Below are 25,384 nucleotides of genomic sequence, written 5' to 3' on the forward strand. Positions count from 1 at the left end.
GAGTGGGCGTCAATACCTGATTAACGATACTGCCGCCGGGCGCCGGCTCAGCCGGCCGCGGTCTCGGCGACCGTCCGGGGCTCCGCCTTCGGCGTGACGAACTTGAGATGGCAGACAAGGCCGGAGGGCGGGTAGCGCACCTCGACGCCGCCATGCATCTGGCGCGTCAGGTTGGCGATCAGGCGGCTGCCGAACCCTTCCTGCTGCGGCCGCTCGACCGGCGGGCCGCCGGCCTCGCTCCATGTCATGCTGACGGCGGTGCCGCGCTCGTCCGGCGCGGCCGTCCAGTGCAGCGCGACGGTGCCGCGGTCGTTCGACAGCGCGCCGTACTTCATGGCGTTGGTGCACAGTTCGTGGACGATCATGGCGACCGGGACCGCGCTGGTCGGCGGCAGGTCGACTGCCGGCCCTGACAGGGCGAAGCGGTGGCCCTTGTCCTCGCGCAGCGGCGCGAGCGCGACCTTCATGATGTCGGTGATGTCAGCGTGCTCCCAGTTGCGCTGGGTCAGCAGGTCGTGGCTGCGCACCAGCGCCTGCAGGCGGTCCTGGAAGCCGCGCAGCGCGTCGGGGCCCTGGCTGTGGCGGAAGCTCAGCGAGGCGATCGACTGCACCGTGGCGAGGGTGTTCTTGACGCGGTGGGCGAGCTCGTGGACCAGGATCTCGCGGCGCGCTTCCGCGGTCTCGCGCTCGCTCTCGCGCTGCTGGCTCTCGTCCATCAGGCGGTCGAAGGTCTGGCCGAGCAGGCCGATCTCGTCGCCGCGGTCGATGATGCCGGTGCGCGCCATGTCGTGGCCGCGGCGCCAGGCCTCGGCGGTCGCGACCACCTTCATCAGCGGCTGGCGGATGATGCCTTCGCCCACCAGCCATGCCAGCACCAGCGCGACCAGGCTGCCGAGGGAGAACACCAGCAGGCTGCGCCGCGTCGCTTCGTCGATCGGGCGCAGCACCTCGTCGCGCGAGATGCCGGTCGAGACGTAGAGGCCGAACGGCGTCAGCGCCGCGGGCACGTAACCGGCGATCCGCGTCGTGCCGTCGGGGCTCTCGATCTCGGCCGAGCCCGCGGCTGGCGCGGTGACATAGCCGATGCCCGTCGGCTTGATCCGGGTGCCGATATAGGTATCGGGCGCGGGCTCGCGCGCGATGATGATGCCGTCGCGGTCGGCGATGGTGATGGCGCTACCGCGCGCCACGCCGCGCTCGTTGAGCTGGCGGCCGAGCCATTGCAGGTTGAGGCCGGCCATGACCACGCCGGTGACGCTCTCGCCCTCGACCAGCGGCAGCGCCACCGGCACGAGGGGGCGGCCGGAGACGCGGCTCGTGGTGTAGGTGCCGACCGAGAACGCGCGTTTGCGCAGCACGTCCTGAAAATAAACCCGATCGGCGAGATTGGCGGCCGAGGAGGGCGCCTCGCTGAAGCAGCGCACCGAGCCGTTGGGATTGACGATCAGGATCGAGGTCAGTGCCTCCAGCCCCTGGCGCACCTGCCTGACGTAGCGCGAGCACGCCTCGGGACCGGCCTCGCGAATCTCGGCGGCCTGAGCCACCGCATGAAGAACGCCCTTGATGCCGGCGAAGATCTGGTCGAGCTCGGAGACCGCGAACAGGGTGTTGCGCAGAGCCTCGTCATGGACTTCGGCGTAGCGCGCCTTGCGCAGGTCGAACGCATTGTAGGAGAGCGCGAGCAGGCCGGGCACGGAGGCGACCAGCGTCAGCGCCAACAGCCGATGGGTCAGCGACAGCCGGCGGATGAATCCGAATGAACGCAATCCTTGTGTCCCCCAACCCCTCTCGTGCACAACGCCCGTCCGGTGCACTTTCATTGGCCGGCGCAGATGCGATCCATCGTCGCTGGACGATGCGGCGCGCGCCGGCTGGTTCCCCAAAAATGAGGCCTCCATGATTCTCGAAGCCGCCATCCTGAACGTCAAATCGGGTCAGATCGCGGCGTTCGAGGCGGCCATGGGGCAGGCAAGGCCACTGATTGCCGCAACGCCAGGCTTCCAGCGCATCGAGGTCCGGCCGTGTCTGGAGACCGAAGGCCGCTATCTGCTGCTGGTATGGTGGGACAGCGTCGAAGCCCACACGGTCGGGTTCCGGCAGTCCGCGCGCTACCAGGCCTGGCGGGACCTGCTGCATCACTTCTACGAGCCATTTCCGGTGGTCGAGCACTATGGCCAGCCCCTTTGAGGGCAGGATGGGTGGACCAGATGACGCGGCTGTGAAATTTGCCGGCAAAACTTCTGTCAGGGGGCGTGACGAGCGGCCAAGGCTTCGCTATAGAGGCGCCCAGTAGGAGTGTAGCTCAATTGGTAGAGCACCGGTCTCCAAAACCGGGGGTCGTAGGTTCGAGCCCTACCACTCCTGCCAGGGTTGCCGCGCAGCTCCGCTTCTCCTCTCAGATGATCAAAATCTTCCAAGCCGCTGAAATCGCTGGGTAAGATATCCCTGAACGGCTCTGGCTGCGGGCCTTGGGCGGTGCATCGCGGCACGGTTGCCACCTTGACGCCTTGCGCGGTCCGAAGTAGGAAGCGCTACCTGCCATCGGCCCGTTCGACGGACTTCCGAGGCGGCTTTGATTTTCCCAAATAGGGCCTGTCTGCCGCGGCCCCATCCTTGAAAGAGGTTGGGCGCGCGATGGGGCTTGTCCGGATCTTCCGCGCCGCGGGAGGACGGACCCGAGGATGGATACGGACCGAGACAGATGGCGTTCAACCCCGGCAAGTTTCTCCAGGAAGTGCGGAGCGAGACCGCCAAGGTCACGTGGCCGACTCGCCGCGAGACCGTGATCACCACCATCATGGTGTTCGTGATGGTCGCCGTGTCCTCGGTTTTCTTTTTCACCGCGGATCAGCTGATCCGCATTCTCGTGACGTTCATTCTCGGCATTCAGGCCTGACGCAAGCGGATCGGTTTCTCATGAGCATGCGCTGGTACATCGTTCACGCCTATTCGAACTTCGAAAAGAAGGTCGCCGAATCGATTCGCGAGCAGGCCAAGCAGCGGGGCCTCGAGGAGCTGTTCGACCAGATCCTCGTGCCGACCGAAAAGGTTACCGAGGTGCGCCGCGGCCGCAAGATCGATACCGAGCGCAAGTTCTTCCCGGGCTACGTGCTGGTGAAGATGAACCTCACCGACGAGGCGTTCCATCTCATCAAGAACACCCCGAAGGTGACGGGCTTCCTCGGCGCCGAAAACAAGCCGATGCCGATCTCGGAATCCGAGGCGATGCGCATCATGCACCAGGTGCAGGAAGGCGTGGAGCGGCCGAAGTCGTCGGTGTCGTTCGAGATCGGCGAGAACGTGCGCGTGGCCGATGGCCCGTTCGCCTCGTTCTCCGGTGTGGTCGAGGAAATCGACGAGGCGCGTTCGCGCGTCAAGGTCGCGGTGTCGATCTTCGGCCGCGCGACCCCGGTCGAACTGGAATTCGGTCAGGTCGAAAAGGTCTGACCGTGAGTTCCGCCGTCTTCGGACGGCGGGCGGCGGAGGCGGCGGTTTGCCGTTTTCCGTGAATGCCGTGGGAGGCGGCCGCCGATTGCCAGTCGGCGTGCATGACCGAACCACGGTCCGAAGAAGATCCGGATGGTCCGGATCCTTTTAGGAGTGAACCATGGCAAAGAAAGTGACCGGATACCTGAAGCTTCAGGTGCCGGCCGGTGCGGCGAACCCGTCGCCTCCGATCGGCCCCGCGCTTGGTCAGCGCGGTCTCAACATCATGGAATTCTGCAAGGCGTTCAACGCGCAGACGCAGAAGGAAGAAAAGAACACTCCGATCCCGGTGGTCATCACCATCTATGCGGATCGTTCTTTCACCTTCGAGATGCGCACGCCGCCGATGTCCTACTTCCTCAAGCAGGCGGCCAAGATCCAGTCCGGCTCGAAGGCGCCGGGCCGTGACAAGGCCGGTTCGGTGACCAAGGCGCAGGTGCGCGAGATCGCCGAGAAGAAGATGAAGGATCTCAATTGCGACACCATCGAATCGGCCATGAAGATGGTCGAGGGCTCTGCCCGTTCGATGGGTCTGGAAGTGGCGGGGTAATCAGTCATGGCCATTGGAAAGCGTTTGACGAAGTCCCGCGAAGGCATCGATCGCACCAAGCTCTACACGATCGCTGACGCGATCAAGATGGTGAAGGATCGCGCCACCTCCAAGTTCGACGAGACCATCGAGGTCGCGCTGAACCTCGGCGTCGATCCGCGCCACGCCGACCAGATGGTCCGCGGCGTCGTCACCCTGCCGAACGGCACCGGCCGCACCCTGCGCGTCGGCGTGTTCGCCCGTGGTGCGAAGGCCGAGGAAGCCAAGGCGGCCGGCGCCGACGTCGTCGGTGCGGAAGACCTGGTCGAGAAGGTCCAGGCGGGCAACATCGACTTCGATCGCTGCATCGCCACTCCGGACATGATGCCGCTGGTCGGCCGTCTCGGTAAGGTGCTGGGCCCGCGCGGCATGATGCCGAATCCGAAGATCGGCACCGTGACCATGGACGTCACCGGCGCCGTCAAGGGTGCGAAGGGCGGCTCGGTCGAGTTCCGCGTCGAGAAGGCCGGCATCGTGCAGGCCGGCATCGGCAAGGCCTCGTTCACTGCCGACAAGCTCGTCGAGAACGTCAAGGCCCTCGCGGACGCGGTTGCCAAGGCGAAGCCGGCGGGTGCCAAGGGCACCTACATCCAGCGCGTTGCGGTGTCCTCGACCATGGGCCCGGGCGTGAAGGTCGAGCCGGGCAGCCTGTTCTGAGCTGCGGCTGATGATCATGTTTGAGGGCGGGACAGGGTAAACCTGTCCCGCCCTTTTTCTTTTCAACTGTCGTGGTTCTCTTGAACCGTCGTCGTCGTTGCGAGGTTCGCCATGCCCGGTCCGGTCCTGATCTATTCGCGTTTCCCCAAGAAGCTGATGACGCGCATCGGCGAGCGCTTCGACCTGATCGATGCGGCGGGCAAGCCGCCGCACGAGGTGTTCACGGCGGCTGAGCTCGCGCAGGTGCGTGCGCTGATTGTCGCCGGCGGCCAGCCGCTCGGCGCCGATGTGATGGCCAGCCTGCCGCAGCTCGGCGCCATCGTCTGCTATGGCACCGGTTATGACGGAATCGATTTTTCGGCGGCGGCCGCGCGCAACATCGTGGTCGGCAACAGCCCCGCAGCCAATGCGGCGGCGGTCGCCGATCTCGCCATCGCGCTGATGCTGGCGGCGGCGCGCAATGTCGTGGCTGCGGATCAGTATGTGCGCAGCGGCGGCTGGGCGAACGCGACGCCGGCGCCGATGCTGGCGCCGCCGCGCGGGCTCACCGGCGCGCGCGTCGGTGTCTACGGCATGGGCGAGATCGGCCGGCGGGTGGCGGCGCGGGCGGCCGCGTTCGAAACCGAGGTTGCCTATCACAGCCGCAGCCGCCACGACGTGCCCTATGCCTATCACGCCGAGCTCGCCGATCTGGCGGAATGGTGCGACATCCTCATCGTCGCCGTGCGCGCCGGGCCGGATAACGATCGTGCGGTCGATGCCGCTGTGCTCAAGCGGCTCGGGCCGAACGGCACCCTCATCAACATCGCGCGAGGATCGGTGGTCGATCAGGCCGCGCTTGTCACGGCGCTGCAGGAGCGCACCATCGCCAGTGCCGGGCTCGACGTCTACGCGACCGAGCCGCACGCGCCCGATGCGCTGACCGCATTGCCGAACGTGGTGCTGACGCCGCATATCGGCGGTCACACCAGCCAGTCGCACGTCGCGATGCAGGACTGCGTCATCGCCAATCTCGGCGCGTTCTTCGCCGGCGAGCCGCTGCCCTATCCCGTCTCCGGCTGATTCCGCGCGCGGCTGATCAGTCGCTGCGCACCATCGCGATGTCCTGACGCTGCAGCACGCGGCCGTCGTCGGCGCGCAGCTCGAGCGGCTGCAGCGGGCGGCCGTTCTTGCGGTCGACCAGCTGGGTGAAGATCTCCCCCGGCCTGAACAGATGGACGTCGGCCCACTGCCGCAGCGCCACCATCACCGGAAACAGGTCCTTGCCCTTGTCGGTCAGCACGTATTCCTGGTGCGGGCCGCCGTCGGCCGCCGCCTTGAGCTCGAAAATGCCCTGCGCCACCAGGGTGCGCAGCCGCGCCGCGAGGATGTTCTTGGCGGTGCCGAGGCTTTTCTGAAATTCGCTGAAACGCCGCTTGCCGGCGAGGGCGTCGCGGATGATCAGCAGCGACCAGCCGTCGCCGATCACGTCCAGCGAGCGGGCGATCGGGCACTCCGCCGTCTCGAAACTGGTTCGTTTCACCATGGGGCCGGTCTCCGCCGAGCGCCGTGGCTCGGCTCGATTTCTAAGGTTGCATCATAAAACCTTCGGGGCTATAACGCAATCGATAGGTTTCATGATGAAACCTTGACTCCAGCACGAAGGAGCGGGCCATGGCCGGCAGACTGGCGAACAAGACGGCGTTGATCACGGGCGGCAACAGCGGCATCGGTCTGGCGACGGCCCGCCTGTTTATCGCCGAGGGCGCGCGGGTGGCGATCACCGGCCGCAAGCAGGACACCCTCGATGCGGCGCGTGCCGAACTCGGCGAGCGGCTGCTGGCAATCCCTGCCGATACCACCGACGAGGCGGCGCTGGCGCGCGCGGTCGCGGCCACCGTGAAGGAATTCGGCCCGGTCCATGCGCTGTTTGCCAATGCCGGCATCGCCGGCGCGACACCGCTCGGCGGCACCACGCGGGAGGCGTTCGAGGATGTCGTCCGCACCAATCTCACCGCGGTGTTCTTCACGGTGCAGGCTGCGGCGCCGCATCTTGCCGACCACGGCTCGGTCATTCTCAACGGCTCGGTGCATACCGCGCTCGGCATGCCCGGCTATGCCGCCTATGCGGCGACCAAGGCCGGCGTCACCGGGATGTCGCGGGTGCTTGCCGCCGAGCTGGCGCCGCGCGGCATCCGCGTCAATGTCGTCGCACCGGGCGCGACCCGGACGCCGATCTGGAACCGGACGGCGCCGACCGCCGAGGCCTTCAAGGCGTTCGAGCAGCGCATCTCGCAGACGAGCCCGCTCGGCCGCATCGGCGAGGCGGAAGAGGTGGCGAAGACCGTGCTGTTCCTCGCGTCCGACGACGCCTCCAACGTCAACGCCACCGAGATCTTCGTCGACGGCGGCACGATCGGCGCCCGCATGGGCGCGCCGATGTTCCGAGGCTAGGCTTCTAGGCCAGGCTCAACGGCCAGGCGAGGCCCGCTGGGGCGCGCTGCGCAGCTTGTCCGGGTTGCGCACCGCATAGAGCGCGGCGATGCGCTCGCCGTCGATGGCGCAGCTGATGACGAGATCGAGCGTGCCGTTGAGATACACGAGCACGCCGGTCTTGCCGTTGACGCTCGCGGGTGCGAACCGCACATCGTCGCCGCTCGCGGCGAGCTTGACGGCAAGGCCGACGAAGAAGCGGGCGACGCGGTCGGCGCCATGAATTGGCCGCAGCGCGGCGCGCTTGCTCCCGCCGCCATCGGTCAGGGCGATGGCGTCGGCGCGCAGCAGCGCGGTGAGCGCGGTCAGGTCGCCCGTCGCGGTGGCTGTCAGGAATGCGGTCAGCAGCCGCGCATGATCCTCCGATGCGGCCTGCGGCGGCGGCGCGTCGTGGCGGATGGCTTGGCGGGCGCGGCTCGCGAGTTTGCGGCAGCTCTCCTCGCTGCGCGCCAGGATGCGGGCGATCTCCGGAAACGGCGTCTCGAAGATGTCGTGCAGCAGGAACGCGGCGCGCTCCGCCGGCGACAGGCGGTCGAGCGCCAGCAGCAGGGCGAACGACAGATCGTCGGCGAGCTCGCTGGTGCTGTCGGGGGCCGGCGACAGCGCTTCGGCGTCGAACACCGGCTCCGGCAGCCAGGGCCCGACATAGACCTCGCGCCGCGCCTGCGCGCTGCGCAGGCGGTCGAGGCACAGCCGCGTGACGATGGTGACGAGATAGGCTTGCGTGTTGTCGACGTCGCCGCGTGCGCCGGCGAAGCGCAGATAGGCGTCCTGCACCACGTCCTCGGCATCGCTGCGGCTGCCCAGCATGCGGTAGGCGAGGCCGAGCAGCCGGCTGCGATGCGGTGCGAGCGGATCGGTCTCAGGCCGCATGCGGCACGGTGGTGTTAACGACGTCGACGGGATGTCCGGCGACGCTGACGCGCCGGCAGGCGGCGCCATGGCCGAGCCCGGCCTTGATCATCGGGAAGATTCGCCCGAACTGCAGCGCCAGTGTCAGCTCGATCACGCCGCTCTCTCCCCATCGTGCGCGGACGGCCTCGCGGATGTCGCCGTCGTCGGGACTGCGCGTGACGACCGCGCGGGCGAAACGATAGCCCAGCACGGTGTCCGCCGTCATCGCGATCGCGTCGGCGGTGAGTACGGCCTCGATCTGGTGGTCCGGCATGCCGGCCTCGCGCGCCATGTCCACGACGAGCTGCGTGCAGGGACCGCAGTCCTCGGCCATGGCGCCGACGAGCTTGGCGGCGAAATACGCCTGCGGCGGCGCCACCCGGCGATGCTGGGCGGCGCCCATCACCAGCGCGAACTTGAAGAAGGCCGATGGCGCCTCGTCCAGCATCAGTTCGAGATAGGAGGTGTCGTAGTCATAGCGGGCGCGATAGCGACGCAGCATCCGGCGGGCGAGGGCCTTGAGCATGGTGGTTCTCCTTGGCGGGGATGGCGGCCGCGAGGGCGAGGGTCGCCGGGATGATGATGGCTGCGAGATCGAAGGCGGCATGGTGGGCGTGGCCGGCCGCGAGGCCGGCGAGATGCAGCAGGGCGTGGCCGGCGACGAAGCCGGCGCCGGCGAGGCCCGCCGGCCACAAGGCCGGGCGCCATGCGGTTGCCACCAGTGCCGCGCCGGCCACCGCGAACGCGATCCCGATGTCCTGAACGAAATGGCCGTTAGAGGGGCCGGTCTCGATGACACCGGGAATGAGCGCGTACCAGCGCGCGCTGGCGGTCAGCATGACCACGCCGTTGAGCAGGTTCGATGCGCCGGTGACGGCAAGGATCAGTCGTCTCATGGGGGCTCCTGTGGCCAAGACGTGGCAGGGCCCCCGGGTGTGACCACCGCGGCTCAAATTTGTCGGGGCAGGGCTGGCAAAGTCGGGCGGCGGGAGTAGGATGACCGCCTTGGCCAGCTCGCTGGCTGGCTGCTGCGGTCGCCGTCATGTCGGGAGCCCGCCGCGAGGCGGGGCGACCCCTATGCAAATTCTGGGCAACACGACCCGGATAGGCCTTGGCAAATCGGAAAAGACTCGTTAAAGAGCGCTTTCCGGGCGTGCTGGCCTTTGCTGGCGCGTCCGTGCGCGCTTTCCGAAAACCCGAGCTGTTAGGAGACCATTCCTCTCTGAACGTCCGCATGGATCGCTCAAAGATGGAAGGGAAGCCCACAACTGCTTGATGTTCTTGGATTTCGCGCGGGTCGCCCCGCGAGGGGTGGCTGAGTTCCTGTCCAAGACTGCAGGTGCCGGCTGCCGACCGTCTCGGTCAATGGCCGACTTAATGTCCTGCATAGACGGGTGAAGACCGAAATTTTGCATGTGGCCGCTTCCTGCGGTGCGCAGCGTATCGGTTCGAACCTCGACACCCTGGTCCGGGAGCCGGCTTGGCTGGTGCGCGGAGCAGGAGGGCAGGCTTCTAGAATGTCGTCCTGCCGGACGTGTCCAGGAATTGAGTTGGCCCGAGTAATCGGATGGCTCGAGACGGGATCGAAGGCGGGGCGGCGGGTGCAACCCGGCGGTCTAGCCTTGTGCGAAGACCGCCAACCGGAGAGAGCTTGCTGTGGAACGAGCGGCAAAGAAAGAGGCGGTCGAAGCGCTGAACGGGGTCTTCAAGGCCACGGGCGTTGCGGTCGTTGCTCACTATTCCGGCCTGACCGTCGCCCAGATGCAGAAGCTGCGTACGCAGATGAAGCAGGCGGGCGCGTCGGTGAAGGTCTCGAAGAACCGTCTCGCCAAAATTGCTCTTGAAGGCACTGACGTCGTGTCCATCGGTTCCCTGCTCAAGGGGCCGACCGTGATCGCTACTTCCAGCGATCCGATCGCGGCGCCAAAGGTTGCCGTCGAATTCGCCAAGGCGAACGAGAAGTTCGTCATTCTCGGCGGTTCGATGGGGACCACTGTCCTGAATCCCGACGGTGTGAAGGCGCTTGCCTCGCTGCCGTCGCTGGACGAACTGCGCGGCAAGCTCGTCGGCCTCCTCGTGGCGCCGGCGACCAAGATCGCCCAGCTCACCAACGCTCCCGCGGCCAAGGTCGCGCGCGTGGTTCAGGCTTACGCCTCAAAGGGCGAAGCGGCTTGACGCCCTTCGCAAATTCAACCTGGTTCGAACTGATACGCTGAAGGAACTACACAATGGCTGATCTGCAGAAGATTGTTGACGACCTGTCGAGCCTGACCGTGCTCGAGGCTGCCGAGCTCGCGAAGCTCCTCGAAGAGAAGTGGGGCGTTTCGGCCGCTGCCGCCGTCGCGGTGGCTGCTGCTCCGGGCGCTGGTGGCGGCGCTGCCGCTGCCGCGGAAGAGAAGACCGAGTTCACGGTCGTTCTCGCTTCGGCTGGCGACAAGAAGATCGAGGTCATCAAGGAAGTCCGCGCCATCACCGGCCTGGGCCTCAAGGAAGCCAAGGATCTCGTCGAAGGCGCGCCGAAGCCCCTCAAGGAGGGCGTTGCCAAGGACGAGGCCGAGAAGATCAAGGCTCAGCTCGAGAAGGCTGGCGCCAAGGTCGAGCTCAAGTAATCGAGTGGCGTGGGCCGGTTCCATCTGGAACCGGCCTGCGTATCTTACGTATCTGAAGGCGATCGCGGCGGTTTCGGGCGGGGTCTGGAACTGGCGCAAAGGCCGCCCATATAGGGGCGGAGGCACGAAAATGCGGTCCGCCCGGGGAATCGGTTAGATTTCGGCGTTGGACGGCGGGAGACGAGCGATTTCGGGCTTTTGTAGTCCGTAACGGCAGGATTTGGACGGGCTGAGCGTGGCTGCGCTCGGCACGTCGTTTTGCGTTCAGGGGTCCGGTTTCTGGGATCGGGCGTCGGGATGCAGGGAGTGTGGGCCTGGAATCTTGGAATCCAGGTTGTTCATGCTCCGGTACGCAACTTGATTTTCAACCCGGCGCGCGATGCCAGTCGCGCACTGGAAGGGCCGCCACCCGGCAGGCGGCGAAATGAGAGGCCACGATGGCGCAGCAAACGTTCACCGGTCGCAAACGCGTTCGCAAGTTTTTCGGTCAGATCAAGGAAGTCGCGGAGATGCCGAACCTCATCGAGGTTCAGAAGGCGTCCTACGACCAGTTCCTGATGGTCGAGGAGCCCGCGGGCGGCCGGCCGGATGAGGGCCTTCAGGCGGTCTTCAAGTCGGTCTTCCCGATCTCCGACTTCTCCAACACCTCGATGCTCGAATTCGTGCGCTACGAGTTCGAGGCGCCGAAGTATGACGTCGACGAGTGCCGCCAGCGCGGCATGACCTTCGCGGCCCCGCTCAAGGTGACGCTGCGCCTGATCGTGTTCGATATCGACGAGGAAACCGGCGCGCGTTCGGTCAAGGACATCAAGGAGCAGGATGTCTACATGGGCGACATTCCGCTCATGACCATGAACGGCACCTTCATCGTCAACGGCACCGAGCGCGTCATCGTCTCGCAGATGCATCGTTCGCCGGGCGTGTTCTTCGACCACGACAAGGGCAAGACCCATTCGTCGGGCAAGCTGCTGTTCGCCGCCCGCGTCATCCCGTATCGCGGTTCCTGGCTCGACATCGAGTTCGACGCCAAGGACATCGTGTTCGCGCGTATCGACCGTCGCCGCAAGATCCCGGTGACGTCGCTGATGTATGCGCTCGGGCTCGACGGCGAAGAGATCCTGTCGACGTTCTACAAGAAGATCCTCTACAAGCGCACCAAGGAAGGCTGGCGCGTGCCGTTCGACGCGGCGCGCTTCCGCGGCTACACGACCATCAATGATCTGGTCGACGCCGACACCGGCAAGGTCGTGCTCGAGGCCGGCAAGAAGCTCACCGTCCGTACCGCCCGCCAGCTCCAGGAGAAGGGGCTCAAGGCGCTGCGCATGTCCGACGAGGAGCTCGTCGGCAACTTCCTCGCCGAGGACCTCGTCAACCCGAAGACCGGCGAAATCCATGCCGAAGCGGGCGACGAGATCACCGAGAAGTCGCTGAAGGTGCTGAACGAGATCGGCTACAAGGAGCTGCCGATCCTCGACATCGACCATGTCAACGTCGGCCCCTACATCCGCAACACGCTGTCCGCCGACAAGAACATGACGCGTGAAGACGCGCTGTTCGACATCTACCGCGTGATGCGTCCGGGCGAGCCGCCGACGCTGGACTCAGCGCAGAACATGTTCCAGTCGCTGTTCTTCGACAGCGAGCGCTACGACCTGTCCGCGGTCGGTCGCGTCAAGATGAACATGCGCCTCGAACTCGACGCGCCCGACACCCATCGCACGCTGCGCAAGGAAGACATTCTCGCGGTCATCAAGACCCTGGTCGACCTGCGCGACGGCAAGGGCGAGATCGACGACATCGACCACCTCGGCAACCGCCGTGTGCGCTCGGTCGGCGAGCTCATGGAGAACCAGTACCGCATCGGCCTGCTGCGCATGGAGCGCGCCATCAAGGAGCGCATGTCGTCCGTCGACATCGACACCGTGATGCCGCAGGACCTCATCAACGCCAAGCCGGCGGCGGCCGCGGTGCGCGAGTTCTTCGGCTCGTCGCAGCTGTCGCAGTTCATGGACCAGACCAACCCGCTGTCGGAGATCACCCACAAGCGCCGCCTGTCGGCGCTTGGCCCGGGCGGTCTGACCCGCGAGCGCGCCGGCTTCGAGGTGCGCGACGTGCATCCGACGCACTACGGCCGCATCTGCCCGATCGAGACGCCGGAAGGCCCGAACATCGGTCTGATCAACTCGCTGGCGACGTTCGCGCGCGTCAACAAGTACGGCTTCGTCGAGACCCCGTACCGCAAGGTCAAGGACGGCCGCGTCAATGACGAGGTGGTCTACCTGTCGGCGATGGAAGAGGGCCGTCACTACGTCGCGCAGGCCAACGTGCCGCTCGACGCCAAGGGCCGCTTCACCGAGGATCTCGTCGTCGCCCGTCACGCCGGCGACGTGCTGCAGGTGACGCCGGACAAGGTCGACTACATGGACGTGTCGCCGAAGCAGACGGTGTCTGTGGCCGCGGCGCTGATCCCGTTCCTGGAGAACGACGACGCCAACCGCGCGCTGATGGGCTCGAACATGCAGCGCCAGGCGGTGCCGCTGGTTCGCGCCGAGGCGCCGTTCGTCGGCACCGGCATGGAAGGCGTCGTCGCCCGTGACTCGGGCGCCGCGATCGCGGCGCGCCGCTCGGGCGTGATCGACCAGATCGACGCCACCCGCGTCGTCATCCGTGCCACGGAAGATCTCGATCCGACCAAGTCGGGCGTCGATATCTACCGCCTGATGAAGTACCAGCGCTCGAACCAGTCGACCTGCATCAACCAGCGTCCGCTGGTGAAGGTCGGCGATGTCGTCAAGAAGGGCGACATCATCGCCGACGGTCCGTCGACCGATCTCGGCGAGCTGGCGCTCGGCCGCAACGTCCTCGTCGCGTTCATGCCGTGGAACGGCTACAACTTCGAGGACTCGATCCTGCTGTCCGAGCGGATCGTCAAGGAAGACGTGTTCACGTCCATCCACATCGAAGAGTTCGAGGTGATGGCCCGTGACACCAAGCTCGGCCCCGAGGAAATCACCCGCGACATTCCGAACGTTTCGGAAGAAGCGCTGAAGAACCTCGACGAAGCCGGCATCGTCTACATCGGCGCGGAAGTGCGCGCCGGCGACATCCTCGTCGGCAAGATCACGCCGAAGGGCGAGAGCCCGATGACGCCGGAAGAGAAGCTGCTGCGCGCCATCTTCGGCGAGAAGGCCTCCGACGTTCGCGACACCTCGCTGCGGGTGCCGCCGGGCGTGCAGGGCACCATCGTCGAGGTCCGCGTGTTCAACCGCCACGGCGTCGACAAGGACGAGCGTGCGCTGGCGATCGAGCGCGAGGAGATCGAGCGTCTCGCCAAGGACCGCGACGACGAGCAGGCGATCCTCGACCGCAACGTCTACGGCCGTCTTGCCGAGCTTCTCAACAACCGCGACGGTCTCGCGGGTCCGAAGGGCTTCAAGAAGGACACCCGCATTACCAAGGCGGTGCTGGAAGAGTATCCGCGCTCGCAGTGGTGGCTGTTCGCGACGTCGAACGACAAGCTGATGGCCGAAATCGAGGCCATGCGGAAGCAGTACGACGAGTCGAAGAAGGGCCTCGAACAGCGCTTCCTCGACAAGGTCGAGAAGCTGCAGCGCGGCGACGAGCTGCCGCCGGGCGTGATGAAGATGGTCAAGGTCTTCGTCGCGGTGAAGCGCAAGATCCAGCCCGGCGACAAGATGGCCGGCCGTCACGGCAACAAGGGCGTCGTCTCCAAGATCGTTCCGATCGAGGACATGCCGTTCCTCGAGGACGGCACTCACGCGGACATCGTGCTGAACCCGCTCGGCGTGCCGAGCCGCATGAACGTCGGCCAGATCCTCGAGACCCACCTTGGCTGGGCCTGCGCGGGCCTCGGCCGGCGCATCGCGCAGACGGTGGACGCCTACTACAGCAAGCAGGACAGCAAGCCGCTGCGCGAGATGCTGAAGAAGGTGTACGGCGAGGACGAGACCATCAAGTCGCTCGGCGAGGGCGAACTGGTGGAGCTCGGCCACAACCTGAGCCGCGGCGTGCCGATCGCGACCCCGGTGTTCGACGGCGCCAAGGAGACCGACATCGAAGAGATGCTGACGCTCGCGGGCGTCGACGGCTCGGGTCAGTCGACGGTGTATGACGGCCGCACCGGCGATCCGTTCGATCGCAAGGTGACGGTGGGTTACATCTACATGCTCAAGCTGCACCATCTCGTCGACGACAAGATCCACGCCCGTTCGATCGGCCCGTACTCGCTCGTTACCCAGCAGCCGCTGGGCGGCAAGGCGCAGTTCGGCGGCCAGCGCTTCGGCGAAATGGAGGTCTGGGCGCTCGAAGCGTACGGTGCCGCCTACACGCTGCAGGAAATGCTGACCGTGAAGTCGGACGACGTCGCGGGCCGCACCAAGGTGTACGAGGCGATCGTGCGCGGCGACGACACGTTCGAGGCCGGTATTCCGGAATCGTTCAACGTGCTGGTCAAGGAAATGCGCTCGCTCGGCCTCAACGTCGACCTGCACAACTCCAAGCTGGGATCGACGCCGCCGGCCGAGGCCGCCGAGTAATCCATTGCGTCCCTCCCGCACGCGGGAGGGATTCCCGGACCGGGGCCGCGGCACGCCGGCCTCGCTCCGGTCTCCCCTTCAGCGGGGTGAGAAGCGACATTCGGAAAACGACCTGACGGCGGCTGCGGCCCGACGGTCGAGGAGAAGACGATGAACCAAGAGATTATGAACCTCTTCAATCCGACGACGCCGGCTCAGGTCTTCGACCAGATCCGCATCTCGATCGCGTCGCCGGAAAAGATTCTCTCGTGGTCCTACGGCGAGATCAAGAAGCCGGAGACGATCAACTACCGTACGTTCAAGCCCGAGCGTGACGGCCTGTTCTGCGCGCGCATCTTCGGACCGATCAAGGACTACGAGTGCTTGTGCGGCAAGTACAAGCGCATGAAGTACAAGGGCATCATCTGCGAGAAGTGCTCGGTCGAGGTGACGCTGTCGCGCGTCCGTCGCGAGCGCATGGGCCACATCGAGCTGGCCGCGCCCGTCGCCCACATCTGGTTCCTGAAGTCGCTGCCGAGCCGCATCGGCCTTCTGCTCGACATGACGCTGAAGGACCTCGAGCGCATCCTGTACTTCGAGTACTACGTCGTGCTCGAGCCGGGTCTGACCGCGCTCAAGGACCGGCAGTTGCTGTCCGAGGAAGAGTACCTGCGTGCCCAGGACGAGTACGGCCAGGACTCGTTCACCGCGATGATCGGCGCCGAGGCGATCCGCGAGCTGCTCAAGGGCCTCGATCTCGAGAAGCTCGAGGGCCAGCTGCGTGCGGAGATGGCGGAGACCGACTCCGACATCAAGCACAAGAAGCTCGCCAAGCGCCTGAAGATCGTGGAGGCGTTCCGCTTCTCCAGCAACCGTCCGGAGTGGATGATCCTCACGGTCGTGCCGGTGATCCCGCCGGACCTGCGTCCGCTGGTGCCGCTCGATGGCGGCCGCTTCGCGACGTCGGATCTCAACGACCTGTACCGTCGCGTCATCAACCGCAACAACCGCCTCAAGCGGCTGATGGAGCTGCGCGCGCCGGACATCATCATCCGCAACGAAAAGCGCATGCTGCAGGAGGCCGTCGACGCGCTGTTCGACAACGGCCGCCGCGGTCGCGTCATCACCGGCGCCAACAAGCGTCCGCTGAAGTCGCTGGCCGACATGCTCAAGGGCAAGCAGGGCCGCTTCCGTCAGAACCTGCTCGGCAAGCGCGTCGACTACTCCGGCCGCTCGGTCATCGTCGTCGGTCCGGAACTGCGCCTGCACCAGTGCGGCCTGCCCAAGAAGATGGCGCTTGAGCTGTTCAAGCCGTTCATCTACTCGCGGCTCGACGCCAAGGGCCTGTCCACCACCGTGAAGCAGGCGAAGAAGCTCGTCGAGAAGGAGCGTCCCGAGGTCTGGGACATCCTCGACGAGGTCATTCGCGAGCATCCGGTGCTGCTGAACCGCGCGCCGACGCTGCACCGGCTCGGCATTCAGGCGTTCGAGCCCGTGCTGATCGAGGGCAAGGCGATCCAGCTGCATCCGCTGGTCTGCGCCGCGTTCAACGCCGACTTCGACGGCGACCAGATGGCCGTGCACGTTCCGCTGTCGCTCGAAGCGCAGCTGGAAGCGCGCGTCCTGATGATGTCGACCAACAACATCCTGCACCCGGCCAACGGTCAGCCGATCATCGTGCCGTCGCAGGATATCGTGCTCGGCCTCTACTACCTGTCGATCCTGCGTGAAGGCCTGCCCGGCGAAGGCAAGTCGTTCGGCACCATGTCGGAGCTCGAGCACGCGCTGTTCTCGAAGGTCATCCACCTCCACACCAAGATCAAGTACCGGTGGGAGGGCGTCGACGAGGAAGGCCGTCCGAACAAGCGCTGGATCGAGACCACGCCCGGCCGCGTCATGCTCGGCCAGGTGCTGCCGAAGTCGCCGAAGATGCAGTACGAGGTCATCAACAAGCTGATGACCAAGCGCGAGATCTCCGGCGTCATCGACCAGGTGTACCGTCACTGCGGTCAGAAGGAGACGGTGATCTTCTGCGACCGCATCATGGCGCTCGGCTTCTACAACGCCTTCAAGGCGGGCATCTCGTTCGGCAAGGACGACATGGTCGTGCCGCACGGCAAGTGGAAGATCGTCGACGACACCCGCTCGATGGCCAAGGAATTCGAGCAGCAGTACAACGACGGTCTGATCACCCAGGGTGAGAAGTACAACAAGGTCGTCGACGCCTGGTCGAAGGCCACCGAAAAGATCGCCGAAGAGATGATGAAGGAAATCTCCTCGGTGAAGAAGAACCCGAAGACCGGGGAGGCCGCGCAGGTCAACTCGATCTACATGATGGCCCACTCGGGCGCTCGTGGTTCGCCGGCGCAGATGCGTCAGCTGGCGGGCATGCGCGGCCTCATGGCCAAGCCGTCGGGCGAGATCATCGAAACGCCGATCATCTCGAACTTCAAGGAAGGCCTGTCGGTGATGGAGTACTTCAACTCCACTCACGGCGCCCGCAAGGGTCTGGCCGACACCGCCTTGAAGACCGCGAACTCGGGTTACCTGACCCGTCGTCTCGTCGACGTCGCGCAGGATTGCATCATCACCGCTGATGACTGCGGCACGTCGCAGGGCATCAAGATGCGCGCCATCATCGATGCCGGCACCGTCGTCGCATCGCTGGCGTCGCGCATCCTCGGCCGCACCGCGGGCGAGGACCTGCGTGATCCCGCGACCGGCAACGTCGTGGTCAAGCGCGGCGTGCTGATGGAAGAGAGCCACGTCGACGCCATCACCCAGGCTGGCATCCAGGAGGTCAAGATCCGCTCGGCACTGACGTGCGAGCTGGTCAACGGCATCTGCGGCAAGTGCTACGGGCGCGATCTCGCCCGCGGCACCCCGGTCAACCATGGTGAAGCGGTCGGCGTCATCGCGGCGCAGTCGATCGGTGAGCCCGGCACGCAGCTGACCATGCGTACGTTCCACATCGGTGGCGCGGCGCAGATCAACGAGCAGTCGTTCATCGAATCCAACTTCGACGGCAAGATCGTCATCAAGAACAAGGCGATCGCGACCAACACCGAAGGCGTGACGGTCGCGATGGTCCGCAACATGGTGGTGGCGGTGGTCGATACCGACGGCACCGAGCGTGCGACCCATCGTATCCAGTACGGCGCGCGCATGCGCGTCGACGAGGGCGATATGATCAAGCGCGGCCAGCGTATCGCGGAGTGGGACCCCTATACCCGTCCCATTCTGACCGAGGTCGAGGGCACGATCGGTTTCGAGGATCTGGTCGAAGGCCAGTCGATCTCGGAAACGCTCGACGAATCCACCGGTATCGCCAAGCGCGTGGTCATCGACTGGCGTTCGTCGGGCCGTGGTGCGGACCTGCGTCCGGCGATCGTGGTCAAGGGCAAGGACGGCAAGGTGCTCAAGCTGCCGCGTGGCGGCGATGCGCGCTACATGCTGGCGGTCGACGCGATTCTGTCGGTCGACGTCGGCGCTCACGTGAAGGCCGGCGACGTGATCGCCCGTATCTCCACCGAAAGCGCCAAGACCCGCGACATCACGGGCGGTCTGCCGCGCGTGGCCGAGCTGTTCGAGGCACGGCGTCCGAAGGATGCGGCGATCATCGCCGAGGTCGCCGGCACCATCCGCTTCGGGCGTGACTACAAGAACAAGCGCCGCATCTCGATCGAGCCGCTCGACAAGACCGAGGAGCCGCGCGAGTACCTGATCCCGAAGGGCAAGCACATCCACCTGCAGGACGGCGACATCGTCGAAAAGGGCGATTTCATCGTCGAAGGCAATCCGGCGCCGCACGACATTCTGGCGATCAAGGGCATCGAGGAACTCGCTGCCTATCTGGTCAACGAAATCCAGGAGGTCTATCGGCTCCAGGGCGTGCTCATCAACGACAAGCACATCGAGGTGATTGTCCGTCAGATGCTGCAGAAGATCGAGGTCACCGAGCAGGGCGACACCGATCTGATCTCGGGCGAGCAGGTCGACAAGATCGAGTTCGATCAGGTCAACGACAAGATGATCGAGGAGGGCAAGAAGCCCGCCACCGGTACCCCGGTGCTCCTCGGTATCACCAAGGCGAGCCTGCAGACGCGGTCGTTCTTCTCGGCGGCGTCGTTCCAGGAGACCACCCGCGTGCTCACCGAAGCCGCCGTCAACGGCAAGGTGGACCCGCTGGAAGGCCTCAAGGAGAACGTCATCGTCGGCCGTCTCATTCCGGCCGGCACCGGCGCCTCCATGTCCCGGATCCGCGAGGTCGCCAGCAAGCGCGACCGCCTCATCCAGGACGAGCGGGAGAAGCAGGCGGAGGCGGCCATCGTGCCGTCGGCGCCCGAGCCCGAGCCGGTCGCTCTGCCCCCGGCGGAGTGACAAGGAAGATACAGCTCAGCGAAAAGGCCGGCGTCAGCCGGCCTTTTTGCGATTTTTGGCAGGTTCCCAGGGCCAAATCGTCGTTTGTTCATCTTCCTTTCATATGGAAAAGTGCTTTGCTTGGGGCAACTTAGGACAACTGGACCACTCGGCACCGCCGCTGCCGTCGGCGGGACAACAGGAACACTATGCTCGATCTTGCAATCGTTGGGGGCGGGCCGGGCGGCCTGATGAGCGCCTGGTATCTGAAGAAGAAACTCGGAAGCCTCTGCCGCATCACCCTGTTCGAAGCCACCGACCGTCTCGGCGGCAAGATTGTCACGCGTACCTTCGACAGCGCGCCGGCGATGTACGAGGCGGGCGTCGCCGAGATCTATGACTACTCGATGACGGGCCCGGATCCGCTGCGCGAGCTGATCCAGCATTTCGGCCTCCAGACCATCCCGATGGATGCGGCGCAGGTGATGCTCGACGGCGAACTGCTCGACGATGTCGACGGCATGCGCCGCAAGTACGGCAACAAGACCGCCGACGCCATCGAGGCGTTCCGCAAGCTGTGCGCCGAGGAGATCTCGCCGATCGAGTATTACGAGGGCATCGGCGCCCACGACAACGAACATCCCTGGGCCAGCATCACCGCCGAGCAACTGCTCGATGCCAAGGTCAAGGATCCCATCGCCAAGCGCTTCTTCAAGGTGATGGCGCGCTCTGACCTCGCGACCGAGAGCCACAACACCAACGGCCTCAACGCGCTCAAGAACTACGTGATGGACGTCGACGGCTACATCGGCCTGTACTCGATCCAGAACGGCAACGAGCAGCTGATCAGCGGCCTGCAGTCGGAGATCGACGCCGAGATCAAGCTCAATCATCGCGTGCTCAAGGTCGGCAAGACCGAGGCCGGCCGCTATCAGCTCAACATGCTGAACGGCAAGTCGCCGGTGGTGCGCGACTTCGATCTCGTACTGATGTGCCTGCCGCACAACTGGCTGGCGACGGTCAACTGGGAAGGCGAGAAGCTGCGCCAGTCGATGGTCCGGCATGTCGCCTATTTCGACCGTCCGGCGCATTACCTGCGCGTCTCGATGCTGTTCGACAGCCCGTTCTGGGGCGACAAGATTCCCGGCGCCTGGTTCATGTCCGAGGCGTTCGGCGGCTGCTGCGTCTATGTCGAAGGCGCCCGCCACGACGTCGGTCGCCATGGCGTGCTGAACTGGCTGATCGCGGGTTCTGACGCGCTCGCCTATGTCGGCCTGCGCGACGACCAGCTGATCGACGTCGCGCTCAAGACACTGCCGGCGTCGCTCGGCGACGCCCGCAAGCATTTCGTCGAGGGCAAGATCCATCGCTGGCTGTCGTCGGTGAACGCGATTCCCGGCGGCCTGCCGGTGCGCGACGTGCTCACCAACCACCGGCCCGAGCCGGTCGAGCATCCCGGCCTCGTGCTCGTCGGCGACTACCTGTTCGATTCGACGCTGAACGGCCTGCTCGATTCGTCCGACGCCGCCACCGACATCATTCTCACCGAAATGATGAAGCTGCGCTATGCGCGCGGCGAGGGCGGGCACACGGTCTCCGACAAGATCGACCGCAGCTACTTCGACAACTACCGTGGCGTCGGCCCCTACCACGAGGTCTGGAGCCAGTTCAGCGATCCGTCCTATCTCACCGAGCTGATCAAGCTGGTGTGGGGCCGGGTCCGGGGCTACCGGCTGCTGATCGCCGGTTCGGCCAGCGGCGAGCTGGTCGGCGCGCTGCGCGACCGTGGCATCGACGCCTTCGGCATCGAGAACAACCGCGCCATCCATGCCCGCACGCCGAAGGCGCTGCGCAAGTACAACAAGCTGGGATCGATCACGGACATGCCGTTCCGCAACGGCGAGTTCGATTTCATCTACGAGACATGCCTGTGTCATGTTCCCGAAAAACAGGTGACCAAGGCCATCCGCGAGCTCAACCGCGTCGTCAAGACCGGGCTGCTGTTCGCGTCCGTGACCAGCGACATGCCGCCGGCGCTGATCGACAGGTATGACCTGCTGCGCGGGGTCAAGAAGCTCGCGACCTGGTGGGAATGGTCGGAACTGTTCTTCGGCAACGGCTTCGACCTGTCCATGAACCGTCGCGACGCCATCGATGCGGTCTGGGCGGCGACGCTCGCCGCCGGCAAGGGGCCGGGCAACTGGTACATCGACGCCGACAGCCTGCGCTATTCGTTCTTTGACAAGGTCGCCGCCGACGATTAAGCGCTTGGGCGGGGATGCGGCGCAACGACCGCGCGCCGCCCAGCGATGATCAGGGTCCATGGTGTCGAAGCCCGTAGCCGAGGAATCCACCGCGCCAGCCGCCGTCACCGAAGGCCCTGCGCCCGAGGCCCCGACGACGGCCGGCCACGACGCCGACGATGGCGCCCCCCCGCTGCCGCCACCGCCGCCGATCGATGACGACGAAGACGACGAGGATCTCGTCGCGTTTACCGCTCGCGAGGCCGCGGGCGCGTTCGCAACCCTCTACAGCTTCACCCGGCCGTTCCTGCGCAACTACCGCAAGGGCATTACCTTCGTCGGCATCGGCCTGCTGATCGAGACGCTGTTCAACGTCATCATGCCGCTCAGCCTGAAGTACCTCATCGACGAGGCGCTCGGCGAGGAGGACTTCAAGGCGCTGGTGATCATCCTGTCGGTGCTGGCGGTGGCCGGCGTCGTGACGTCGCTGGTGGCGGTCTGGTACGAGCTGTGGGACGCCAAGACGACGGCCTCGGTGATCTCCGACGTGCGGACCCGGATGTTCGAGCACGTCCAGAACCTGCCGGCGTCGTTCTTCGCGCGCATCAAGCGCGGCGAGATCCTGTCGCGTTTCTCGGTCGACATGGCGGCCTACGAGAGCGCCATCAAGCACCTGGCCAACAGCGCGCTGCTGCCGCTGTTCGAACTGTTCGCTGGCATCCTGCTGATGCTGTGGCTCAACTGGCAGCTCGCCGCGGTGGCGCTGCTGGTGTTCCCGATCACGCTGATCGGGCCGCGCATCCTCACCCCCAAGGCGGTGCAGGCCAACTACGACCAGAAGGTCAACGAGGCGGCGATCCTCGGCGTGGTGCAGGAGAACGTCGCCGCCCAGGCGGTGGTGAAGGCGTTCGGGCTGCAGCGGCGGTCGCTCGGCTGGTTCGGTTCCCGTAACCGCGATGCCCGCAAGACCATGGCCAAGGCCACCTTCCTTTCCAGCATGGTGGAGCGCACGGTCACCATCGCCGTTCTGCTGCTGCATCTCGTGGTGCTGGCGATCGGCGCCTATCTCGCCACCAATGGCCAGATCACGGTCGGCACCTTCGTCACCTTCGAGAGTGCGTTCTGGGAGATCTCCTACAATATCGCCCACCTCATGCACTTCATCCCGGTGGCGATCTCGTCGGCCGCGGCCGTGCAGCACATGCAGGAGATCCTGGACGAGCCGCAGCGCGGCGCCGACCGCCAGGGCGCCCCCGACCTGCCGCGCATCACCAACGACATCACCTTCGAGCGGGTGAGTTTCACCTACGAGAACAGCGACAAACCGGTGCTCGACGGCCTGACGCTGAAGCTAAATGTCGGCAAGAGCATTGCCGTCGTCGGTCCGAGTGGCTCGGGCAAGAGCACGCTGCTGAACCTCATTCTGCGGCTCTATGTGCCCGACGAGGGCAGGGTGACGATCGACGGGGTCGACATCCGCCGGGTCACCCGCGACTCGCTGCGCAGCAGCATGGCCGTGGTGTTCCAGGAGAACATGCTGTTCAACATGTCGCTGATGGAGAACATCCGTCTCGGCAAGGAGGGGGCGTCCGACGCCGAGGTGATCGAGGCCGCGAAGAAGGCCGAGATCCACAGCCACATCATGAGCCTGCCCGCGGGCTATGACACCATCGTGGGCGAGCGCGGCGACACGCTGTCCGGCGGCCAGCGCCAGCGCATCGCGATCGCCCGCGCCATCGTCCGCAATCCCTCCGTGCTGCTGCTCGATGAAGCGACCTCGGCGCTCGACCAGACCACCGAGGCGGCGATCAACCGCACGCTGCTCAACCTCGCCCGCGGCCGCACCATGATCTTCTCCACCCACCGCCTGACGTCCGTGGTGGAGATGGACGAGATTATCGTCATCGACGGCGGCCGCGCCGTCGAACGCGGCAGCCACGAGGAGCTGCTGGCGCTCGACGGCATGTACCGCAAGCTGTGGGACGACCAGTCCCATACCCCTCATCACGCCGCCGATGCGGACGACGAAGACGAGGATGACGACGACGAGGACGACGAGGATTGAGCCGCGCTGTGGCCTCCGCCCGGCCGGGCAGAGGCCTCGTTGCGGCGATCGTCAGGTGAACGAGTAGTTCAGCAGCAGCTTGACGTTGGCGAAGCCGCTGGTGGTGGCGTTGCCGAGATCGGTCGCGCCCGACACCTTGCTGATCTCGCCGGTCACGCCGTTGTAGGTGATCGGCACGATCGCGGCATATTTGCTGGTCGTGGTGAAGCTGTTGACCACGTTGCCGCCGATGAAGACCCGGCCGTAGGTCGTGTCGGCCTGGTAGAAGCCGATGCCGCCGGCGCAGTTCTTGATGGTGTTGTTCATCGCCTGCGCCGAGATCTTCTGCGTCCCCAGCGAGCCGTTGTTGGTGGGATAGACGACGATGCCCCAGTCGGAACAGCCGTCGACAATGTTGCCGTTGACGACGACGTCGGCCTCCGCCCAGATGCCGGTGCCCCAGGTCTGATAGCCCGGGAACGAGTTGTTGCTGCAGCCGTAGACTTGGTTGCCGGTGACGATGGTTTCGCGGGCGCCGTTGTTGGAATTGGAGATGCTGATGCCGGCGCCGGCGGTGTCGACGATGTTGCTGGAGACGATGCCGCCGAAGAACGGCGTGTTGGACGCCGCGGCCTCGATCCGGATCGCCATTTCGCTGCTGCTGTAGCACTGGTTGCCGGTGATTTCCGCGTAGCTCGAGCCGTTGAAGCGGATCGCGGAGAACGCCGACGAGTAGATCATGTTGCCCTGGACCTTGACGAAGTCCGCGAGGTACACGATCACCCCGTTGCCGTACGGGCCGGTGCCGCCGTCATTGGCGCTGGTGAAGCCGATCAGGTTGTTGCTGACGATGCTCTGGTCGCCGCTCGCCGAACTGCGCTGGATATAGACGCCGTTGTTGCCGGCGTAGAGAATGCGGTTGCTGTCGATCAGCATGCCGCCGTTGTTGCAGTCGACGGAGTAGACGCCGAATTCGGCCGGCTGCGACACCGTGCAGTCCTTGATGACGCCGCTGCTCTGGTCGAGATAGACGCCGTGATGTCCGGACTGCAGCAGCGAGCAGCGCTCGATCGCGATCCCCGCGATATTGGTCACGGAGATCAGCGCGGGATTGGTGAGCCCCGCGGGATAGGACTGGAACTGGCCGGTCACGGTGATGTCATGCAGGTAGACCGGGCCGAAGCTCGCGCCCGAGCCGGCGGGGGCGATGTTGATCGTCGGCGAGCGCTGGTAGCCCTGGATCACCGCGTTGCCCGCCGCCGAGTAGATCTCGATGGGAGCGGTGATGTTGACCGTGGTGATGCTGTAGCTTCCTGGCGGAATGAACAGCGGCAGGCCCTGCGTCTGCGCCGCGTTGATCGCGGCCTGGAAGTGGGCGGTCTGGTCGGCGGCGGTGCCGGCGACCATGCCGTAGTCGGCGCCGTTCAGGCTCGTAACCGTGGGCATTGTGCTCTTTCCCTTCAGCGTGATGGAGTGTTGCGTGCTCGCGCTGCGTT

The 25,384-nt window shown here is 65.5% G+C and carries 19 protein-coding genes and 1 tRNA gene; 14 read left to right on the forward strand and 6 right to left on the reverse strand.

Features of this window, described 5'->3' with window-relative positions; genetic code table 11:
* Window positions 1–47 precede the first annotated feature (47 nt).
* Window positions 48–1,766: a sensor histidine kinase gene (locus JQ639_RS33695; RefSeq protein WP_249122893.1), complete on the reverse strand. Its 1,719-nt coding sequence runs from the start codon at window positions 1,764–1,766 to the stop codon at window positions 48–50.
* 130 nt (window positions 1,767–1,896) lie between these two features.
* Here JQ639_RS33695 and JQ639_RS33700 point away from each other — a divergent pair, with 130 nt between their 5' ends.
* The 7 genes from JQ639_RS33700 to JQ639_RS33730 all read left to right on the forward strand — a co-directional run bounded on the left by JQ639_RS33700 (window position 1,897) and on the right by JQ639_RS33730 (window position 5,794).
* Complete coding sequence (locus tag JQ639_RS33700) at window positions 1,897–2,187, forward strand: antibiotic biosynthesis monooxygenase family protein (protein ID WP_211964625.1); 291 nt, start codon at window positions 1,897–1,899, stop codon at window positions 2,185–2,187.
* A gap of 104 nt (window positions 2,188–2,291) precedes the next feature.
* A tRNA-Trp gene (locus JQ639_RS33705) sits at window positions 2,292–2,367 on the forward strand.
* 334 nt (window positions 2,368–2,701) lie between these two features.
* Complete coding sequence (gene secE / locus JQ639_RS33710) at window positions 2,702–2,896, forward strand: preprotein translocase subunit SecE (protein ID WP_211964628.1); 195 nt, start codon at window positions 2,702–2,704, stop codon at window positions 2,894–2,896.
* Between the two features lie 20 nt (window positions 2,897–2,916).
* The gene (nusG, locus tag JQ639_RS33715) at window positions 2,917–3,447 is read left to right on the forward strand and encodes a transcription termination/antitermination protein NusG (RefSeq protein WP_211964630.1); all 531 of its coding nucleotides are present in this window, start codon (window positions 2,917–2,919) and stop codon (window positions 3,445–3,447) included.
* A gap of 160 nt (window positions 3,448–3,607) precedes the next feature.
* Window positions 3,608–4,036 carry a 50S ribosomal protein L11 gene (gene rplK, locus JQ639_RS33720; protein ID WP_211964632.1) on the forward strand — a complete coding sequence of 143 codons (429 nt, stop codon included), beginning with the start codon at window positions 3,608–3,610 and terminating at the stop codon, window positions 4,034–4,036.
* A gap of 6 nt (window positions 4,037–4,042) precedes the next feature.
* Window positions 4,043–4,732, forward strand: coding sequence for a 50S ribosomal protein L1 (gene rplA, locus JQ639_RS33725; RefSeq protein ID WP_211964636.1), 690 nt, complete (start codon window positions 4,043–4,045; stop codon window positions 4,730–4,732).
* Window positions 4,733–4,843: 111 nt separating this feature from the next.
* A complete protein-coding gene (locus JQ639_RS33730) occupies window positions 4,844–5,794 on the forward strand; it encodes an NAD(P)-dependent oxidoreductase (protein ID WP_211964643.1) in 951 nt (316 codons plus the stop codon).
* Window positions 5,795–5,810: 16 nt separating this feature from the next.
* On the opposite strand, the gene JQ639_RS33735 is transcribed toward JQ639_RS33730, so the two are convergent.
* Window positions 5,811–6,257 carry a winged helix-turn-helix transcriptional regulator gene (locus tag JQ639_RS33735; protein ID WP_211964645.1) on the reverse strand — a complete coding sequence of 149 codons (447 nt, stop codon included), beginning with the start codon at window positions 6,255–6,257 and terminating at the stop codon, window positions 5,811–5,813.
* Between the two features lie 128 nt (window positions 6,258–6,385).
* Between JQ639_RS33735 and JQ639_RS33740 the strand changes: the two genes are divergently transcribed.
* Entirely contained in the window at window positions 6,386–7,165 is a 780-nt protein-coding gene (locus tag JQ639_RS33740; RefSeq protein WP_211964651.1) for an SDR family NAD(P)-dependent oxidoreductase, read from the forward strand.
* Between the two features lie 15 nt (window positions 7,166–7,180).
* Here the strand turns inward: JQ639_RS33740 and sigJ are convergent, their stop codons facing one another.
* Genes sigJ through JQ639_RS33755 form a run of 3 tightly spaced genes read right to left on the reverse strand, consistent with a single transcriptional unit; the run spans window position 7,181 to window position 8,994 of the window.
* Window positions 7,181–8,077, reverse strand: coding sequence for an RNA polymerase sigma factor SigJ (gene sigJ / locus JQ639_RS33745; RefSeq protein WP_211964653.1), 897 nt, complete (start codon window positions 8,075–8,077; stop codon window positions 7,181–7,183).
* A complete protein-coding gene (locus JQ639_RS33750) occupies window positions 8,067–8,624 on the reverse strand; it encodes a hypothetical protein (RefSeq protein ID WP_211964655.1) in 558 nt (185 codons plus the stop codon). The genes sigJ and JQ639_RS33750 overlap by 11 nt, the downstream gene beginning before the upstream one ends.
* The gene (locus JQ639_RS33755) at window positions 8,572–8,994 is read right to left on the reverse strand and encodes a hypothetical protein (RefSeq protein WP_211964657.1); all 423 of its coding nucleotides are present in this window, start codon (window positions 8,992–8,994) and stop codon (window positions 8,572–8,574) included. The genes JQ639_RS33750 and JQ639_RS33755 overlap by 53 nt, the downstream gene beginning before the upstream one ends.
* A 760-nt stretch (window positions 8,995–9,754) precedes the next feature.
* On the opposite strand from JQ639_RS33755, the gene rplJ reads away from it, so the two are divergent.
* From rplJ to JQ639_RS33785, 6 genes are all read left to right on the forward strand, one after another.
* A complete protein-coding gene (gene rplJ, locus JQ639_RS33760) occupies window positions 9,755–10,273 on the forward strand; it encodes a 50S ribosomal protein L10 (RefSeq protein ID WP_211964658.1) in 519 nt (172 codons plus the stop codon).
* A 53-nt stretch (window positions 10,274–10,326) separates the two neighbouring features.
* Entirely contained in the window at window positions 10,327–10,707 is a 381-nt protein-coding gene (rplL, locus tag JQ639_RS33765) for a 50S ribosomal protein L7/L12 (RefSeq protein ID WP_211964659.1), read from the forward strand.
* 437 nt (window positions 10,708–11,144) lie between these two features.
* Window positions 11,145–15,263 carry a DNA-directed RNA polymerase subunit beta gene (gene rpoB / locus JQ639_RS33770; RefSeq protein ID WP_211964660.1) on the forward strand — a complete coding sequence of 1,373 codons (4,119 nt, stop codon included), beginning with the start codon at window positions 11,145–11,147 and terminating at the stop codon, window positions 15,261–15,263.
* A gap of 150 nt (window positions 15,264–15,413) precedes the next feature.
* The gene (gene rpoC / locus JQ639_RS33775) at window positions 15,414–19,622 is read left to right on the forward strand and encodes a DNA-directed RNA polymerase subunit beta' (protein WP_211964661.1); all 4,209 of its coding nucleotides are present in this window, start codon (window positions 15,414–15,416) and stop codon (window positions 19,620–19,622) included.
* Between the two features lie 188 nt (window positions 19,623–19,810).
* Window positions 19,811–21,865, forward strand: coding sequence for an FAD-dependent oxidoreductase (locus JQ639_RS33780; RefSeq protein ID WP_211964668.1), 2,055 nt, complete (start codon window positions 19,811–19,813; stop codon window positions 21,863–21,865).
* 58 nt (window positions 21,866–21,923) lie between these two features.
* Window positions 21,924–23,909 carry an ABC transporter ATP-binding protein gene (locus tag JQ639_RS33785; RefSeq protein WP_211964670.1) on the forward strand — a complete coding sequence of 662 codons (1,986 nt, stop codon included), beginning with the start codon at window positions 21,924–21,926 and terminating at the stop codon, window positions 23,907–23,909.
* Window positions 23,910–23,960: 51 nt separating this feature from the next.
* On the opposite strand, the gene JQ639_RS33790 is transcribed toward JQ639_RS33785, so the two are convergent.
* Entirely contained in the window at window positions 23,961–25,334 is a 1,374-nt protein-coding gene (locus JQ639_RS33790; protein ID WP_211964672.1) for a TIGR03808 family TAT-translocated repetitive protein, read from the reverse strand.
* Window positions 25,335–25,384 lie beyond the last annotated feature (50 nt).

It is taken from the genome of Bradyrhizobium sp. U87765 SZCCT0048, from assembly GCF_018131225.1.
Taxonomy (GTDB): domain Bacteria; phylum Pseudomonadota; class Alphaproteobacteria; order Rhizobiales; family Xanthobacteraceae; genus Bradyrhizobium_A.